Annotated in this window: 12 protein-coding genes; 9 read left to right on the top strand and 3 right to left on the bottom strand. The window is 58.4% G+C overall.

Annotated elements, in window-relative coordinates; translation table 11 throughout:
* The first annotated feature begins 168 nt into the window (after window positions 1–168).
* Together MXM41_RS00715 and folM are read left to right on the top strand one after the other, a co-directional pair.
* The gene (locus tag MXM41_RS00715) at window positions 169–1,551 is read left to right on the top strand and encodes an amino acid permease (protein ID WP_325929299.1); all 1,383 of its coding nucleotides are present in this window, start codon (window positions 169–171) and stop codon (window positions 1,549–1,551) included.
* A 39-nt stretch (window positions 1,552–1,590) separates the two neighbouring features.
* On the top strand, window positions 1,591–2,313 hold the full coding sequence (folM, locus tag MXM41_RS00710) for a dihydromonapterin reductase (RefSeq protein WP_325929298.1): 723 nt from the start codon (window positions 1,591–1,593) through the stop codon (window positions 2,311–2,313).
* Here the strand turns inward: folM and MXM41_RS00705 are convergent.
* Window positions 2,310–2,645, bottom strand: a complete 336-nt coding sequence (locus MXM41_RS00705) for a GlpM family protein (protein ID WP_325929297.1) — start codon at window positions 2,643–2,645, stop codon at window positions 2,310–2,312. The genes folM and MXM41_RS00705 overlap by 4 nt on opposite strands.
* A 129-nt stretch (window positions 2,646–2,774) precedes the next feature.
* On the opposite strand from MXM41_RS00705, the gene rstA reads away from it, so the two are divergent.
* From rstA to tus, 6 genes are all read left to right on the top strand, one after another.
* Window positions 2,775–3,491, top strand: a complete 717-nt coding sequence (gene rstA / locus MXM41_RS00700) for a two-component system response regulator RstA (RefSeq protein WP_325929296.1) — start codon at window positions 2,775–2,777, stop codon at window positions 3,489–3,491.
* Window positions 3,492–3,616: 125 nt separating this feature from the next.
* Window positions 3,617–4,633 (top strand): ABC transporter substrate-binding protein, encoded by a 1,017-nt coding sequence (locus MXM41_RS00695; protein WP_325929295.1) that lies wholly within the window; start codon window positions 3,617–3,619, stop codon window positions 4,631–4,633.
* A complete protein-coding gene (locus tag MXM41_RS00690; protein ID WP_325929294.1) occupies window positions 4,630–5,682 on the top strand; it encodes a FecCD family ABC transporter permease in 1,053 nt (350 codons plus the stop codon). Before MXM41_RS00695 ends, MXM41_RS00690 begins: the two co-directional genes overlap by 4 nt.
* Window positions 5,679–6,449 (top strand): ABC transporter ATP-binding protein, encoded by a 771-nt coding sequence (locus MXM41_RS00685; protein ID WP_325929293.1) that lies wholly within the window; start codon window positions 5,679–5,681, stop codon window positions 6,447–6,449. Before MXM41_RS00690 ends, MXM41_RS00685 begins: the two co-directional genes overlap by 4 nt.
* Before the next feature lie 79 nt (window positions 6,450–6,528).
* Window positions 6,529–7,827 carry a two-component system sensor histidine kinase RstB gene (gene rstB, locus MXM41_RS00680; RefSeq protein ID WP_325929292.1) on the top strand — a complete coding sequence of 433 codons (1,299 nt, stop codon included), beginning with the start codon at window positions 6,529–6,531 and terminating at the stop codon, window positions 7,825–7,827.
* A gap of 74 nt (window positions 7,828–7,901) precedes the next feature.
* Window positions 7,902–8,831: a DNA replication terminus site-binding protein gene (gene tus, locus MXM41_RS00675; protein ID WP_325929291.1), complete on the top strand. Its 930-nt coding sequence runs from the start codon at window positions 7,902–7,904 to the stop codon at window positions 8,829–8,831.
* Here the strand turns inward: tus and fumC are convergent, their stop codons facing one another.
* On the bottom strand, window positions 8,832–10,226 hold the full coding sequence (gene fumC, locus MXM41_RS00670; RefSeq protein WP_325929290.1) for a class II fumarate hydratase: 1,395 nt from the start codon (window positions 10,224–10,226) through the stop codon (window positions 8,832–8,834).
* A 156-nt stretch (window positions 10,227–10,382) separates the two neighbouring features.
* Window positions 10,383–12,029, bottom strand: a complete 1,647-nt coding sequence (gene fumA, locus MXM41_RS00665; protein ID WP_325929289.1) for a class I fumarate hydratase FumA — start codon at window positions 12,027–12,029, stop codon at window positions 10,383–10,385.
* Window positions 12,030–12,228: 199 nt separating this feature from the next.
* Here fumA and manA point away from each other — a divergent pair, with 199 nt between their 5' ends.
* Window positions 12,229–13,404: a mannose-6-phosphate isomerase gene (manA, locus tag MXM41_RS00660; protein ID WP_325929287.1), complete on the top strand. Its 1,176-nt coding sequence runs from the start codon at window positions 12,229–12,231 to the stop codon at window positions 13,402–13,404.
* Window positions 13,405–13,464 lie beyond the last annotated feature (60 nt).

Raw genomic sequence — 13,464 nt, 5'->3', positions numbered from 1 at the left:
GCGGCATAATGCCGCCTTTTTTTTCGCTTTTTCCCCACAATTCCGCCCTTCCCGATTGCATGCCTTCGTCACACTCCGTAAAATCCCGCGCCTTAGTGTGATCCACCATTTTTATGCGTTTCGACAAAATAATTATTCTGGATCTGACCCTTTTAAAAAAGGAAGCCAATGGAAAAGAAACTTGGCCTGAGCGCTTTAACTGCGCTCGTTTTAAGCTCCATGCTCGGTGCGGGTGTATTCAGTCTGCCGCAGAACATGGCGGCGGTTGCCAGTCCGTCAGCACTGCTTATCGGCTGGGGGATCACCGGTATCGGGATCCTGCTGCTGGCCTTCGCCATGCTGCTGCTCACGCGCATCCGTCCCGATCTCGACGGCGGTATTTTTACCTACGCCCGGGAAGGATTTGGCGAACTGGTGGGCTTTTGTTCCGCCTGGGGCTACTGGCTGTGCGCGGTGATCGCTAACGTCTCTTATCTGGTGATCGTCTTTTCTGCGCTGAGTTTCTTTACTGACTCGCCTGAGCTGCGGCTGTTCGGCGATGGCAATACCTGGCAATCCATCGTCGGCTCCTCGGTTCTGCTGTGGTTCGTCCATTTCCTGGTGCTGCGCGGCGTACAGACCGCGGCGAGCATCAACCTGGTGGCAACGCTTGCGAAGCTGGTGCCGCTGGGGCTGTTTATCGTGCTGGCGTTTATCGCGTTTCGTCTCGATTTCTTCAGCATGGACTTTTCCGGCGTGGCGCTGGGCGTCCCGGTCTGGGAGCAGGTGAAAAATACCATGCTGATTACCCTGTGGGTGTTTATCGGGGTCGAAGGCGCGGTTGTCGTTTCGGCCCGGGCGCGCAATAAACACGATGTAGGTCGCGCCACGCTGCTGGCGGTGCTGGCCGCGCTGGGGGTCTATCTGCTGGTGACGCTGCTGTCGCTGGGCGTGGTGGCGCGTCCTGAGCTGGCGGAGATGCGTAACCCCTCCATGGCGGGCCTGATGGTGAAAATGATGGGTTCATGGGGCGAGGTGGTGATTGCCGCCGGCCTGATTGTGTCCGTGTGCGGCGCCTATCTGAGCTGGACCATCATGGCGGCAGAAGTACCGTTCCTGGCCGCAACCCATAAAGCTTTCCCGCGTCTGTTTGGTCAGCAGAACAAAAACAATGCGCCGTCTGCCTCGCTGTGGTTGACCAACCTCAGCGTGCAGGTCTGTCTGGTGCTGATCTGGCTCACAGGTTCTGACTATAACACCTTGTTAACCATCGCCTCTGAGATGATTCTGGTACCCTATTTCCTGGTGGGCGCATATTTGTTAAAAATAGCTACCCGACCGATGCATACCGTCGTGGGGATGGGCGCCTGTATTTATGGCTTATGGCTGCTTTATGCCTCCGGACCTATGCATCTGCTGCTCTCCGTCGTGCTTTACGCGCCGGGACTGCTGGTGTTTATTTATGCCCGTCGCACGCACCAGCTCCAGCACGCGCTGAAGCGCCGTGAAATCGTGCTGATTGGATTGTTACTGGTTGCCGCATTACCGGCCACCTGGATGCTGATGGGATAAGCGATCGCCTCCCATCGTCGAACGGATAAGGAGAACAAGATGGGACAGGCAAAACCGCTCCCGATTCTGATTACTGGCGGAGGCCGTCGCATCGGTCTCGCGCTTGCACACCACTTTTTGAATCTTCACCAGCCTGTCATTATCAGCTATCGCACGAAATACCCGGCGATCGAGACCCTGTGCGAGGCAGGTGCGACCTGTATTCAGGCGGATTTTGCTACCGACGAGGGCATTCTGGCATTTGCCGAACGGGTACAAGCGGAAACGTCGGGATTACGCGCCATCATTCATAATGCCAGCGCATGGATGGCAGAAACCCCGCAGACGTCGCTCAGCGAAACGCTCTCCTGCATGCTGCAAATTCACGTCCATGCCCCTTACCTGCTGAACCATGCCCTGCAGGGGCTGTTACGTGGACATGGCCATGCTGCCAGCGACATCATCCACTTCACCGACTACGTGGTTGAGCGCGGCAGCGATAAGCACATAGCCTATGCCGCCAGCAAAGCCGCGCTGGATAACATGACTCGCTCCTTTGCCCGCAAGCTGGCACCGGAGGTGAAGGTGAATGCCATCGCCCCGTCGCTGATTATGTTTAACGAGCATGACGATGCTGACTATCGCCAGAAGGCGCTGAACAAGTCCCTGATGAAAATCGCCCCCGGTGAAAAAGAGGTCATTGATCTGATCGACTACATTCTGACCAGCTGCTACGTTACGGGCCGGTCGTTCGGCGTGGACGGCGGACGTCCATTACGCTAATGAAAGCGGCTCCAGCAGAAAATTAATACCCAGGCGCTGAGGCTCCAGCAGAGCACTGCCCCGCCCAGCGCCAGCGGCAGACGCATTATTCCGGTGAAGTACCACAGCGAGAGCAGGTAAAGAAAATAGGGAATGATTGACCACATGCCAAAGACAATGGTCGCCCGCAGCGCCTCAATACCGCGCTCCGAGGCGACGATATAGTGGGCGATCAGCGCAAAGGTCGGAAAGAGCGGGATCAACCCGGCAATGTAATAATTTTTGGTTTTCGCCAGTACCCCAATCAGTAAGACGACCAGCGCACCTATCGCCGCCTTTATCACCAGCCCCATCCCTTTCCCCCTTAACAACAAAATAACAATTCCAGGCAGCATAACGGAACGGCAACAATTTGCGAATGATTAATGGAAGGTTAAGGTTGCGCGGTGTATGTTGGCGTTTTTCAGTGATGCAGACCAGCCATGAACAAGATCGTATACGTTGAGGATGAACCCGAAGTTGGCCAGCTGATTGCCGCCTATCTGGGTAAACATGATATTGAAGTCATCGTCGAACCGCGTGGCGATCGGGCTGAAGAAGTCGTGGCGCGGGAAAAACCCGATCTGGTGCTGCTGGATATCATGTTGCCCGGCAAAGACGGCATGACCCTGTGTCGGGATCTGCGCGCCCGCTGGCACGGCCCGATCGTGCTGCTCACTTCCCTCGACAGCGATATGAACCATATTTTGTCTCTGGAGATGGGGGCTAACGACTATATTCTGAAAACCACACCTCCAGCGGTACTGCTGGCGCGCCTGCGCCTGCATCTGCGCCAGCATCTTGCCGCCTCCGGTGAAACCCCGGCTCCGCTGTTAACGCCCCATAAAGCGCTGCGCTTTGGCACCCTCTCCATCGATCCGGTGAATCGCCAGGTGCTGCTGTCCGGCGAGCAGGTGGCGCTCTCGACGGCGGATTTCGATCTGCTTTGGGAGCTGGCAACCCATGCCGGACAGATAATGGACAGGGATGCGCTGCTGAAAAACCTGCGCGGCGTCAGCTACGATGGCATGGACCGCAGCGTGGACGTTGCTATCTCGCGCCTGCGCAAGAAACTGCTGGATAATGCCACCGAGCCGTTCCGCATCAAAACCGTGCGTAATAAAGGCTACCTTTTCGCACCGCACGCCTGGGACGTTTAAACAGGTTCCCATTCCGCCCAATCAGGGCGCGCCTTCTGCCCTGTTTCGCCTCTGATGATTTATCTTTTGCGCCCGCCCGCATAACATGTATTATGTTATAACATAACATTTATGAGGGCAGAAATGTGTTAGCTAAAAAGAGGCTGCTGGCATGGGTATTTGCAACGCTCGCGCAGCCGGTGTTCGCAGCAACAAATTATCCTCTGACGGTAGAGAACTGCGGAGTGAAGGAGACCTTTACTCAGCCCCCGCAGCGGGTGGTCACCGTCGGACAACACGAGACCGAATTACTGCTGGCGCTGGGGCTCGAGAAGACGATCGGGGCGACGTCCGTCTGGTTTGGCCCGTTACCCGATGCGCTGTCGGCCCGCGGTCAGGGGATAAAAAAACTGGCGGATAATGCTCCTTCCTTTGAGGCCGTCACCGCCCAGCATCCTGACCTGGTGCTGGCCCAGTATCACTGGCACATTGGACCTCAGGGAGAAACGGGTACCCGGGAACAATTTGCCACGCTTGGGATCCCGACGTGGATCTCACCCGCCGACTGCATCGGCAAAAGCGTCACCGACAGCTCAAATGGTGACGGGGCCCGCAGCACACCGTTCTCCATCGCCGAAATCGAACGCGAGATCGATACGCTGGCGGAAATTTTTGACGTCCAGCCGCAGGGTAAAGCGCTTAACGAGGCGCTGAAACAGCGAATTCAGAAGGCACAAGCGCGCGCCGCTGCCCCGCGCACCCGCCCCCTGAAAGTGGTGTTCTGGTTCTCCAGCAGCCGTCTGAAAGGCGATCCCTGGGTGGCAGGCGACTACGGCGCGCCGGGATGGATCAGCAACACGCTTGGGCTGAAAAACATCATTGATTCTCATGATGAATGGCCCACCGTTACCTGGGAGCATATCGCCCAGGCCCAGCCTGATGTGATTGTTATCGCCGAAATGTCCCGTCGGCTCTACCCGGCCGATGATGTCGCGGTTAAAAAAGCCTTTTTAAACGACGACCCGGTGACCCGCAACATCCCCGCGGTGAAAAAGGGGCACATCATTGTGGTGCCTGCGATGTCGCTCAATCCCTCACTGCGTAATGTCGATGCCGTCGAGGCGATCGGCGAAAAACTGGCGACTTTCCAGGCTGAACGATGAGCATACTGACCCTGCGCATCCCCTTTATCCTGCCGCGCTGGCGGCAGCATAGCCTGCTGGCGGTCGGGTTACTCACGCTGCCGTTGATGCTGGTTTTCGCCGCTACCGTCGGGGATATGCCAGTGTCGTATGTCGTCGCTGGTAAAGCCATTCTCAACGGTCTGGGTCTGGGCCACTATATGCTGCCCCAGATTGAGGAAGGCATTGTCTGGCAGTATCGAATGAGCCGGGCTCTGATGGCGGCCTGTAGCGGAGGCGGCCTGGCGCTTTGCGGCCTGGTGATGCAGGCGATCCTGCGGAATCCGCTGGCGGAACCTTATCTGCTGGGCATCTCCTCCGGCGCCTCGCTGGGGGCCGTCTGCGTCATGTTACTGGGGATCGGCGGCAGCACGCTGGGCATCAGTAGCGGCGCTTTTATCGGCGCCTGCTGCGCATTCGGCCTTATCATGCTGATCACTCGCGGCATGACCGACAGCCCGCCGCGTATTTTGCTGGCGGGCATTGCCGGGACGCAGCTCTTTAACGCCATGACCGCGTACATCGTCAGTACCTCCGCCAATGCCGAGCAGTCGCGCAGCGTGATGTTCTGGCTGCTGGGCAGCCTGAGCGGGGTTCGCTGGCCGGATGCGCTGCTGGCGCTGGCGGTAGTCATGGCCGGACTGATAGTGATTTTCGCCTTTTCACGCACGCTTGATACCTTCACCTTTGGCGATGACGTTTCCACCACGCTCGGCGTGCCGGTTACCCTGGTGCGCATCATCCTGCTGCTCACCTGCGCGCTGGTGACGGCAGTGATGGTCAGTATCATCGGTGCGGTAGGCTTTGTCGGGCTGGTGATCCCGCATATTACTCGCATGCTGTGCGGCCCCGGACACCGCCGGTCTGTTCCCCTGACCTTTCTCGTTGGGAGCCACTTCATGATCCTCGCCGATGTGGTTTCCCGCACGCTTATCACCTACCAGGTCCTGCCCATTGGCGTGGTCACCGCCCTGGTCGGCGCGCCTGCCTTTGTGGTTTTGTTGTATCGCAGCCGGGAGAAAAAAGTATGACCCTTTCGTTAAAAGGATTGCAGGTCACCCTGCAGTCGCACCAGGTATTGCATGACATTAATCTGGAGCTGGGAACCGGTGAAATCGTCGGTCTGCTGGGACCAAATGGTTCGGGCAAATCGACGCTGCTGCGCTGTCTGGCTGGATTATTGCCGCGTCATGCTCACCACATCCAGCTGGATGGGATCCCACTCAGTAAGATCTCCGTAAAGGAGCGTGCTAAACGGCTGGCGTTTGTCCCCCAGCATGCCGGAGTGGACGGCGATCTCAGCGTGGAGCAAATTGTCCGGCTGGGACGCACGCCACACCGCAGGGGTCTCTTCGGCTGGAGCGAAAGGGACGATCGGGCCGTTGAGGACGCGATCCGCCTGATGAAGCTCGCCGACCTGCGTTACCGGCTCTGGCAGCAACTTTCCGGCGGCGAGCGGCAGCGCTGTCAGATTGCCCGCGCCCTGGCCCAGCAGCCCGGGCTGTTGATCCTGGATGAACCCACCAACCACCTTGATATCGAGTATCAGCTGGAGCTGATGACGCTGATTACGCAGCTGCCCATTACGGTAGTGGTGGCGCTGCACGATCTCAATCTCGCGGCCAACTACTGCCAGCGGCTGATCCTGTTGAAAGCGGGCAGAGTGATGGCCAGCGGCCCGCCCGATGCCGTGTTGACTCCGCATCTGATAGAAAATGCCTGGCATGTGAAAGCAAACGTGATGAAGCAAGGCGAAACCGTCAACATTCGCTATGCCATGCGGCAGCCCATTGCGTAAAGTATGCGATGCCCGTCCAGAGAATGTGAATTTTCTGGTCGGGCAGCATAATAAACGCGACGTATTTGGGTGAGAGTTCATGAAGAAGCTGTTTGTGCAGTTTTACCTCCTGCTGTTTGTCTGCTTTCTGGTGATGACCATGCTGGTTGGGCTGGTCTATAAGTTCACCGCCGAGCGGGCGGGCAGGCAGTCGCTCGATGATTTGATGAAAAGCTCGCTCTACCTGATGCGCAGCGAACTGCGTGAGATCCCTCCTCATGACTGGGCGCGCACCATTAAAGAGCTGGATCTGAACCTGTCCTTTAAACTGCGCATCGAGCCGCTGAAAAAATACACCCTGGATGCCCCGACGATGCAGCGGCTGCGCGAGGGCGACATCGTGGCGCTGGACGATCAGTACACCTTTATCCAGCGCATTCCGCGCAGCCATTACGTGCTGGCGGTCGGCCCGGTGCCATATCTCTACTTCCTGCACCAGATGCGCCTGCTGGATATTGCTCTGCTGGCCTTCATCGCTATTTCGCTGGCCTTCCCGGTGTTTATCTGGATGCGGCCCCACTGGCAGGACATGCTGCGTCTGGAAGCCGCCGCCCAGCGCTTTGGCGACGGGCATTTAAGCGAGCGGATCCATTTCGACAGTGGTTCCAGCTTCGAACGTCTTGGGGTGGCCTTCAACCAGATGGCGGACAACATCAACGCGCTGATCGCCAGTAAAAAACAGCTGATCGACGGTATCGCCCACGAACTGCGCACCCCGCTGGTGCGGTTGCGCTACCGGCTGGAGATGAGTGAGAACCTGACCGCGGCGGAGTCGCAGGCGCTGAACCGCGATATCGGCCAGCTCGAAGCGCTGATCGAGGAGCTACTCACCTACGCCCGTCTTGACCGGCCGCAAAACGAGCTCAAGCTCACCACCCCCGACCTGCCCGCCTGGCTTCGTAGCTACGTGGAGGATGTGCAGAGCGTCAATCCCCAGCGCAGGCTGCTGATCGACAGCATGGAGGGCAACTACGGCGCGCTGGATATGCGCTTGATGGAGCGCGTGCTGGATAATCTGGTGAACAACGCCCTGCGCTACAGCGATGGCCGGGTGCGAATTTCACTCACGCTTAACGGCAGCCACGCCAGTTTGTCGGTAGAAGATGATGGTCCGGGCATCGCGCCAGAGGCCCGTCAGCGCGTCTTTGAGCCCTTTGTCCGGCTCGACCCCAGCCGCGACCGTGCCACCGGCGGCTGTGGGCTGGGGCTGGCGATCGTCCACTCCATCGCCCAGGCGCTGGGTGGCGACGTCAGCTGTCATGCCAGCGACCTCGGCGGGGCCCGTTTTTGCTTCACCTGGCCCGTCTGGCATCACATCGCCCTGCCCATCCCTGACTGACCTAAACCGCACGCTGGCCTGACCCGGCGTGCTGTGCTATAAATTAAGTATGTTGTAACTAAATTGGGTGCGCTATGGCCACTTACGATTTGATCGAACGCTTAAACTCCACCTTTCGCCAGATGGAGCACGAACTGGCGCTGTTAACCCCTGAGCTGCAGGCCTGTCGGCTGCTGGCCGGGCGCGTCTTCTCCCTGCCGGACGTCACCAAAGGCGCCGAGCACGATCCGCTCAACGCCATTGCGGTTAAACAGCACCTCGGCCAGGAGGCGCTGACGATGGCGCTACAACACTACCGCCACCTGTTTATCCAGCAGCAGTCAGAGAACCGCAGCAGCAAGGCCGCCGTGCGCCTGCCGGGAGTGATCTGCCTGCAGAGCGATGCCGCACACCGGGAGCAACTCACCGCACGAATCGCAGGTATTAACGCCCTGAAAGCGGAGTTTGAAAAAATCGTCACCGAAGAGTCGGGGCTCGCCCCTGCCGCCCGCTTCGAGTGGGTGCATCACCAGCTGCCGGGTTTGATCACCCTCAATGCCTACCGCACGCTGACGGTCATCAACCACCCCGCCACCCTGCGCTTTGGCTGGGCTAACAAGCACATCATCAAAAATTTCACCCGCGATGAAGTGCTGCAGATGCTGGAAAAAAGCCTGAAGTCGCCGCGCGCCGTAGCGCCCTGGTCGCGGGAGCAGTGGGTTGAACGGCTGGAGGCGGAGTACACCGCTATCCATGCGCTGCCGACGGATGCCCGGCTGAAGATCAAAAGACCGGTAAAGGTACAGCCTATTGCCCGGGTCTGGTATGCCGGGCAGCAAAAGCAGGTGCAGTACGCCTGCCCGACGCCGCTGATTGCCCTGTACGATGCAGATCAGGGCGCGGTGATCCCGGATATCGGTGAGCTGCTGAACTACGACGCTGACAACGTCCAGCACCGCTATAAGCCGCAGGCGCAGCCGCTGCGCTTAATTATCCCGCGGCTGCACCTGTACGTGGCGGAGTGACTATTTCAGGCTGCCGACCATCTCTTCCGGGCGAACCCAGGAATCGAATTCGGCGTCGGTGAGATACCCCAGCGCCAGGGCGGCGGCTTTCAGGGTCAGCCCTTCTTTATGCGCTTTTTTGGCGATTTCCGCCGCCTTGTCGTAGCCAATATGGGTATTGAGCGCCGTGACCAGCATTAACGACTCGTTGAGCAGTTGACTGATGCGCTCGCGGTTAGGTTCAATGCCCACCGCGCAATGTTCGTTGAAGCTCTCCATCCCGTCGGCCAGCAGACGTACCGACTGCAGGACGTTATGGATAACCATCGGACGGTAGACGTTAAGCTCAAAATTGCCCGACGCGCCGCCCATATTCACCGCCACGTCGTTGCCCATTACCTGACAGCAGAGCATGGTCATGGCTTCGCACTGGGTCGGGTTAACTTTGCCCGGCATGATGGAGCTGCCCGGCTCGTTCTCAGGGATGCTGATTTCACCGATGCCGCAGCGCGGCCCGGAAGCCAGCCAGCGCACGTCGTTGGCGATTTTCATCAGGGAGGCCGCCAGCCCTTTCAGCGCCCCGTGGGCATGCACCAGCGCGTCGCAGGTGGCCAGCGCTTCGAACTTGTTCGGCGCGGTGACAAACGGCTGTCCGGTGATGGTCGCCAGCTCTTCGGCGACACGTACCGCGTATTCAGGGTGGGTATTGAGCCCGGTGCCCACCGCCGTGCCGCCCAGCGCCAGCTCCGCCAGATGCGGCAGGCTGTGTTCGATATGGCGCAGGTTGTGGTCGAGCATTGCCACCCAGCCGGAGATCTCCTGGCCGAGGGTCAGCGGCGTGGCATCCTGCAGATGGGTACGGCCAATTTTGACAATACCGGCAAAGGCCTGGGCTTTGTCGTTAAGGGTCTGCTTCAGAACGTTCAGCTGCGGGATCAGCTGCTCGCGCAGGGCGATCAGCGCCGCCACGTGCATCGCCGTCGGGAACACGTCGTTGGAGCTCTGGCTTTTGTTGACGTCGTCATTCGGGTGGATCTTGCGCTCCATGCCGCGCACCCCGCCGAGCAGTTCACTCCCGCGGTTCGCCAGCACCTCGTTCATGTTCATGTTGCTCTGGGTACCAGAGCCGGTTTGCCAGATGGCGAGCGGAAACTCATCGGGATGTTTGCCCGCCAGCACTTCATCGGCGGCGTTAATGATGGCGGTGGCTTTTTCCGCCGCCAGCAGGCCTAAATCCTGATTGACCTTCGCCGCGGCACGTTTGGTCAGCGCCAGAGCCTGGATCAACGAGACCGGCATTTTTTCAGTAGAGATACGGAAATGTTCCAGCGAACGCTGGGTTTGTGCGCCCCAGAGTTTGTCCTGCGGGACGTCGATGGCACCCATCGAATCTTTCTCACTGCGTGAGGTGGTCATACTTTCTCCTTGATAACAACGAAGTGGGTTGCTCACAGCTCAAAGAAACAAGTATTGATGAGATAAGAAAAACGGTATGGCGCTTTGTGCGCTCTTTTTGTTGCCCGGCGGCGCTACGCTTGCACGGGCCTACAACGCCGCCGGGAAATTTATATCTTATTTCACACAGGCCGCACACTGGGAGGACTGGATCTGTTTGAAGAAGTCGTTACCTTTGTCATCCACGAGGATAAACGCCGGGAAGTCTTCCACTTCAATTTTCCAGATCGCTTCCATACCCAGTTCCGGGTACTCGACGCACTCCAGGCTCTTGATACTGCCCTGCGCCAGCACCGCGGCCGGGCCGCCAATACTGCCGAGGTAGAAGCCGCCGTGTTTGTGGCAGGCGTCGGTCACCTGCTGGCTGCGGTTGCCCTTCGCCAGCATGATCATGCTGCCGCCGTTGGCCTGGAGCTGATCCACGTAGGAGTCCATACGCCCTGCCGTGGTTGGGCCTAACGAGCCGGAGGCATAGCCGTTCGGCGTTTTTGCCGGGCCCGCATAGTAGATCGGGTGATCTTTGATGTACTGCGGCAGACCTTCGCCGTTATCCAGACGCTCTTTTAACTTCGCGTGGGCGATATCGCGGCCCACGATAATGGTGCCGTTCAGCGACAGACGGGTGGAGACCGGGTACTGAGAGAGCTGGGCCAGGATCTCGTTCATCGGACGGTTCAGGTCAACGCGTACCGCCTCGCCCTCACCCGCTTTGCGCAGCTCTTCCGGGATGTATTTTGCTGGGTTGTTTTCCAGTTTCTCAATCCAGATGCCGTCGCGGTTGATCTTCGCTTTAATGTTGCGGTCCGCCGAGCAGGAGACGCCCATCCCCACCGGGCAGGATGCGCCGTGGCGCGGCAGACGGATCACGCGGATATCGTGGGCGAAATATTTGCCGCCAAACTGCGCACCGAGGCCGAGGTTCTGGGCCTCCACCAGCAGTTCCTGCTCAAGCTGGACGTCGCGGAACGCCTGACCGTGTTCGTTACCTTCGGTCGGCAGCGCGTCGTAGTATTTGGTCGAGGCCAGCTTGACGGTTTTCAGGGTACTTTCTGCCGAGGTGCCGCCGATAACAAACGCAACGTGATACGGCGGGCAGGCGGCAGTGCCGAGGGTGCGCATTTTATCGACCAGGTAGTTCTTCAGCTTGCCCGGCGAGAGCAGCGCTTTGGTCTCCTGATAGAGATAGGTTTTGTTGGCGGAACCACCGCCCTTGGCGATGCACAGGAATTTGTATTCGTCGCCATCCACGCTGTAGAGATCGATCTGCGCCGGCAGGTTGGTGCCGGTATTGACCTCTTTATACATATCCAGCGCGGCGTTTTGTGAATAGCGCAGGTTGTCTTCGATATAGGTGTTGTACACGCCGTGCGCCAGGGCCGCTTCGTCACCGCCCCCGGTCCAGACGCGCTGGCCTTTTTTACCCATGATGATGGCGGTGCCGGTATCCTGACAGGTCGGCAGAATACCTTTCGCCGCAATATCGGAGTTACGCAGGAACTGCAGGGCCACGTACTTGTCGTTTTCACTGGCCTGCGGGTCACTGAGGATATCGGCCACCTGCTGCTGATGCGCCGGGCGCAGCATAAAGGAGGCATCGTGGAAGGCGTGTTGCGCCAGTAAGGTCAGCGCCTGCGGGTCGACTTTGAGGATCGCCTGACCTTCAAACTCAGAGACAGAAACGTGGTCGCGGGTTAACAGGTAATATTCGGTCTGATCCTTGGCCAGCGGGAAAGGATCCTGGTAATGGAAGGGTTTGTTCGACATTGATCTCTCACTTACTGCTTCGGTCTGATTATTTAGAGCAGATGTTCCGCTGCCCTGCTTAAAAGCGAGTTAGCCTATCCTACACAATTTTTTAACAAAAACTGAGACAAGTACGACTTTTTCCGCGCGCAGGTTACATCCGCGCGGTTTATTGCTTTAATACGGGCAGTTAATTCCACATATGAAACAGGGCTTGATAATGCAAAAACTCATCAACTCAGTGCAGAACTACGCCTGGGGAAGTAAAACTGCGTTAACGGATCTCTACGGTATCGCCAACCCAGACAAGCTGCCGATGGCTGAACTGTGGATGGGGGCGCACCCGAAGAGCAGCTCAAAAATTACCGATGCCCAGGGCGAGCGTTCCCTGCGTGACGTTATCGACGCCGACAAAGCCACCCTGCTGGGCAGCGCCGTCGCCGAACGTTTTGGCGAACTGCCTTTCCTCTTTAAAGTGCTTTGCGCCGACCAGCCGCTCTCTATTCAGGTGCACCCGAACAAGCAGGCCTCCGAAGCAGGCTTTGCTAAAGAGAATGCGGCCGGTATCCCGCTTGACGCCGCCGAGCGTAACTATAAAGATCCCAACCACAAACCGGAACTGGTCTTCGCCCTGACGCCCTTCCTGGCGATGAACGCCTTCCGTGAGTTCTCTGAGATCGTCTCGCTGCTGCAGCCGGTCGCCGGGGCGCATCACGCTATTGCCCATTTCCTTGAAAAACCGGACGCCGATCGCCTGAGCCACCTCTTCGCCAGCCTGCTCAATATGCAGGGCGATGAAAAGTCCCGCGCGCTGGCGGTGCTGAAAGCGGCGCTGAACAGCCAGCAGGGCGAACCCTGGCAGACCATTCGCGTTATTTCGGAATTTTACCCGGACGACAGCGGCCTGTTCTCCCCGCTGCTGCTGAACGTGGTTAAACTGGCGCCGGGTGAAGCGATGTTCCTGTTCGCCGAAACGCCGCACGCTTACCTGAAAGGCGTGGCGCTGGAGGTGATGGCCAACTCCGATAACGTGCTGCGTGCGGGCCTGACGCCGAAATACATCGACATCCCTGAGCTGGTGGCAAACGTCAAATTCGTTGCCAAACCTGCCGCCGAACTGCTCACCCAGCCGGTGAAAAACGGCCCAGAGCTGGACTTCCCTATTCCGGTAGAGGACTTTGCCTTCTCTCTCCATGACCTCGGAAGTGAAGAAACCCTGATTGCTCAGCAGAGCGCGGCCATTCTCTTCTGCGTGGAAGGCGAAGCGGTGCTGAGCAAGGGCGAAGAGCGCCTGGTCCTGAAGCCTGGCGAATCGGCCTTCATTGCGGCCAATGACTCGCCGGTCAGCGTCAGCGGCGTGGGTCGTCTGGCGCGGGTTTTTAACAAGCTCCAGTGACCTGCTGAATTTTTTAACAATTGTTGCTAAGCTATTGGTAACCTTATGACCTCACCGGGC

The organism is Leclercia adecarboxylata, assembly GCF_035787115.1.
GTDB lineage: Bacteria > Pseudomonadota > Gammaproteobacteria > Enterobacterales > Enterobacteriaceae > Enterobacter > Enterobacter adecarboxylatus_E.
The sequence above is the reverse complement of the archived record's forward strand: the minus strand, read 5'-3'. Positions and strand labels throughout refer to the sequence as shown.

Excerpts from the sequence above, each read along its gene's own strand:
- tus (WP_325929291.1), top strand. The coding sequence starts at position 7,902 with ATGGCCACTTACGATTTGATCGAACGCTTAAACTCCACCTTTCGCCAG.
- MXM41_RS00705 (WP_325929297.1), bottom strand. The coding sequence starts at position 2,645 with ATGGGGCTGGTGATAAAGGCGGCGATAGGTGCGCTGGTCGTCTTACTG.
- rstB (WP_325929292.1), top strand. The coding sequence starts at position 6,529 with ATGAAGAAGCTGTTTGTGCAGTTTTACCTCCTGCTGTTTGTCTGCTTT.
- fumA (WP_325929289.1), bottom strand. The coding sequence starts at position 12,029 with ATGTCGAACAAACCCTTCCATTACCAGGATCCTTTCCCGCTGGCCAAG.
- MXM41_RS00685 (WP_325929293.1), top strand. The coding sequence starts at position 5,679 with ATGACCCTTTCGTTAAAAGGATTGCAGGTCACCCTGCAGTCGCACCAG.
- MXM41_RS00715 (WP_325929299.1), top strand. The coding sequence starts at position 169 with ATGGAAAAGAAACTTGGCCTGAGCGCTTTAACTGCGCTCGTTTTAAGC.
- manA (WP_325929287.1), top strand. The coding sequence starts at position 12,229 with ATGCAAAAACTCATCAACTCAGTGCAGAACTACGCCTGGGGAAGTAAA.
- MXM41_RS00690 (WP_325929294.1), top strand. The coding sequence starts at position 4,630 with ATGAGCATACTGACCCTGCGCATCCCCTTTATCCTGCCGCGCTGGCGG.
- fumC (WP_325929290.1), bottom strand. The coding sequence starts at position 10,226 with ATGACCACCTCACGCAGTGAGAAAGATTCGATGGGTGCCATCGACGTC.
- folM (WP_325929298.1), top strand. The coding sequence starts at position 1,591 with ATGGGACAGGCAAAACCGCTCCCGATTCTGATTACTGGCGGAGGCCGT.
- rstA (WP_325929296.1), top strand. The coding sequence starts at position 2,775 with ATGAACAAGATCGTATACGTTGAGGATGAACCCGAAGTTGGCCAGCTG.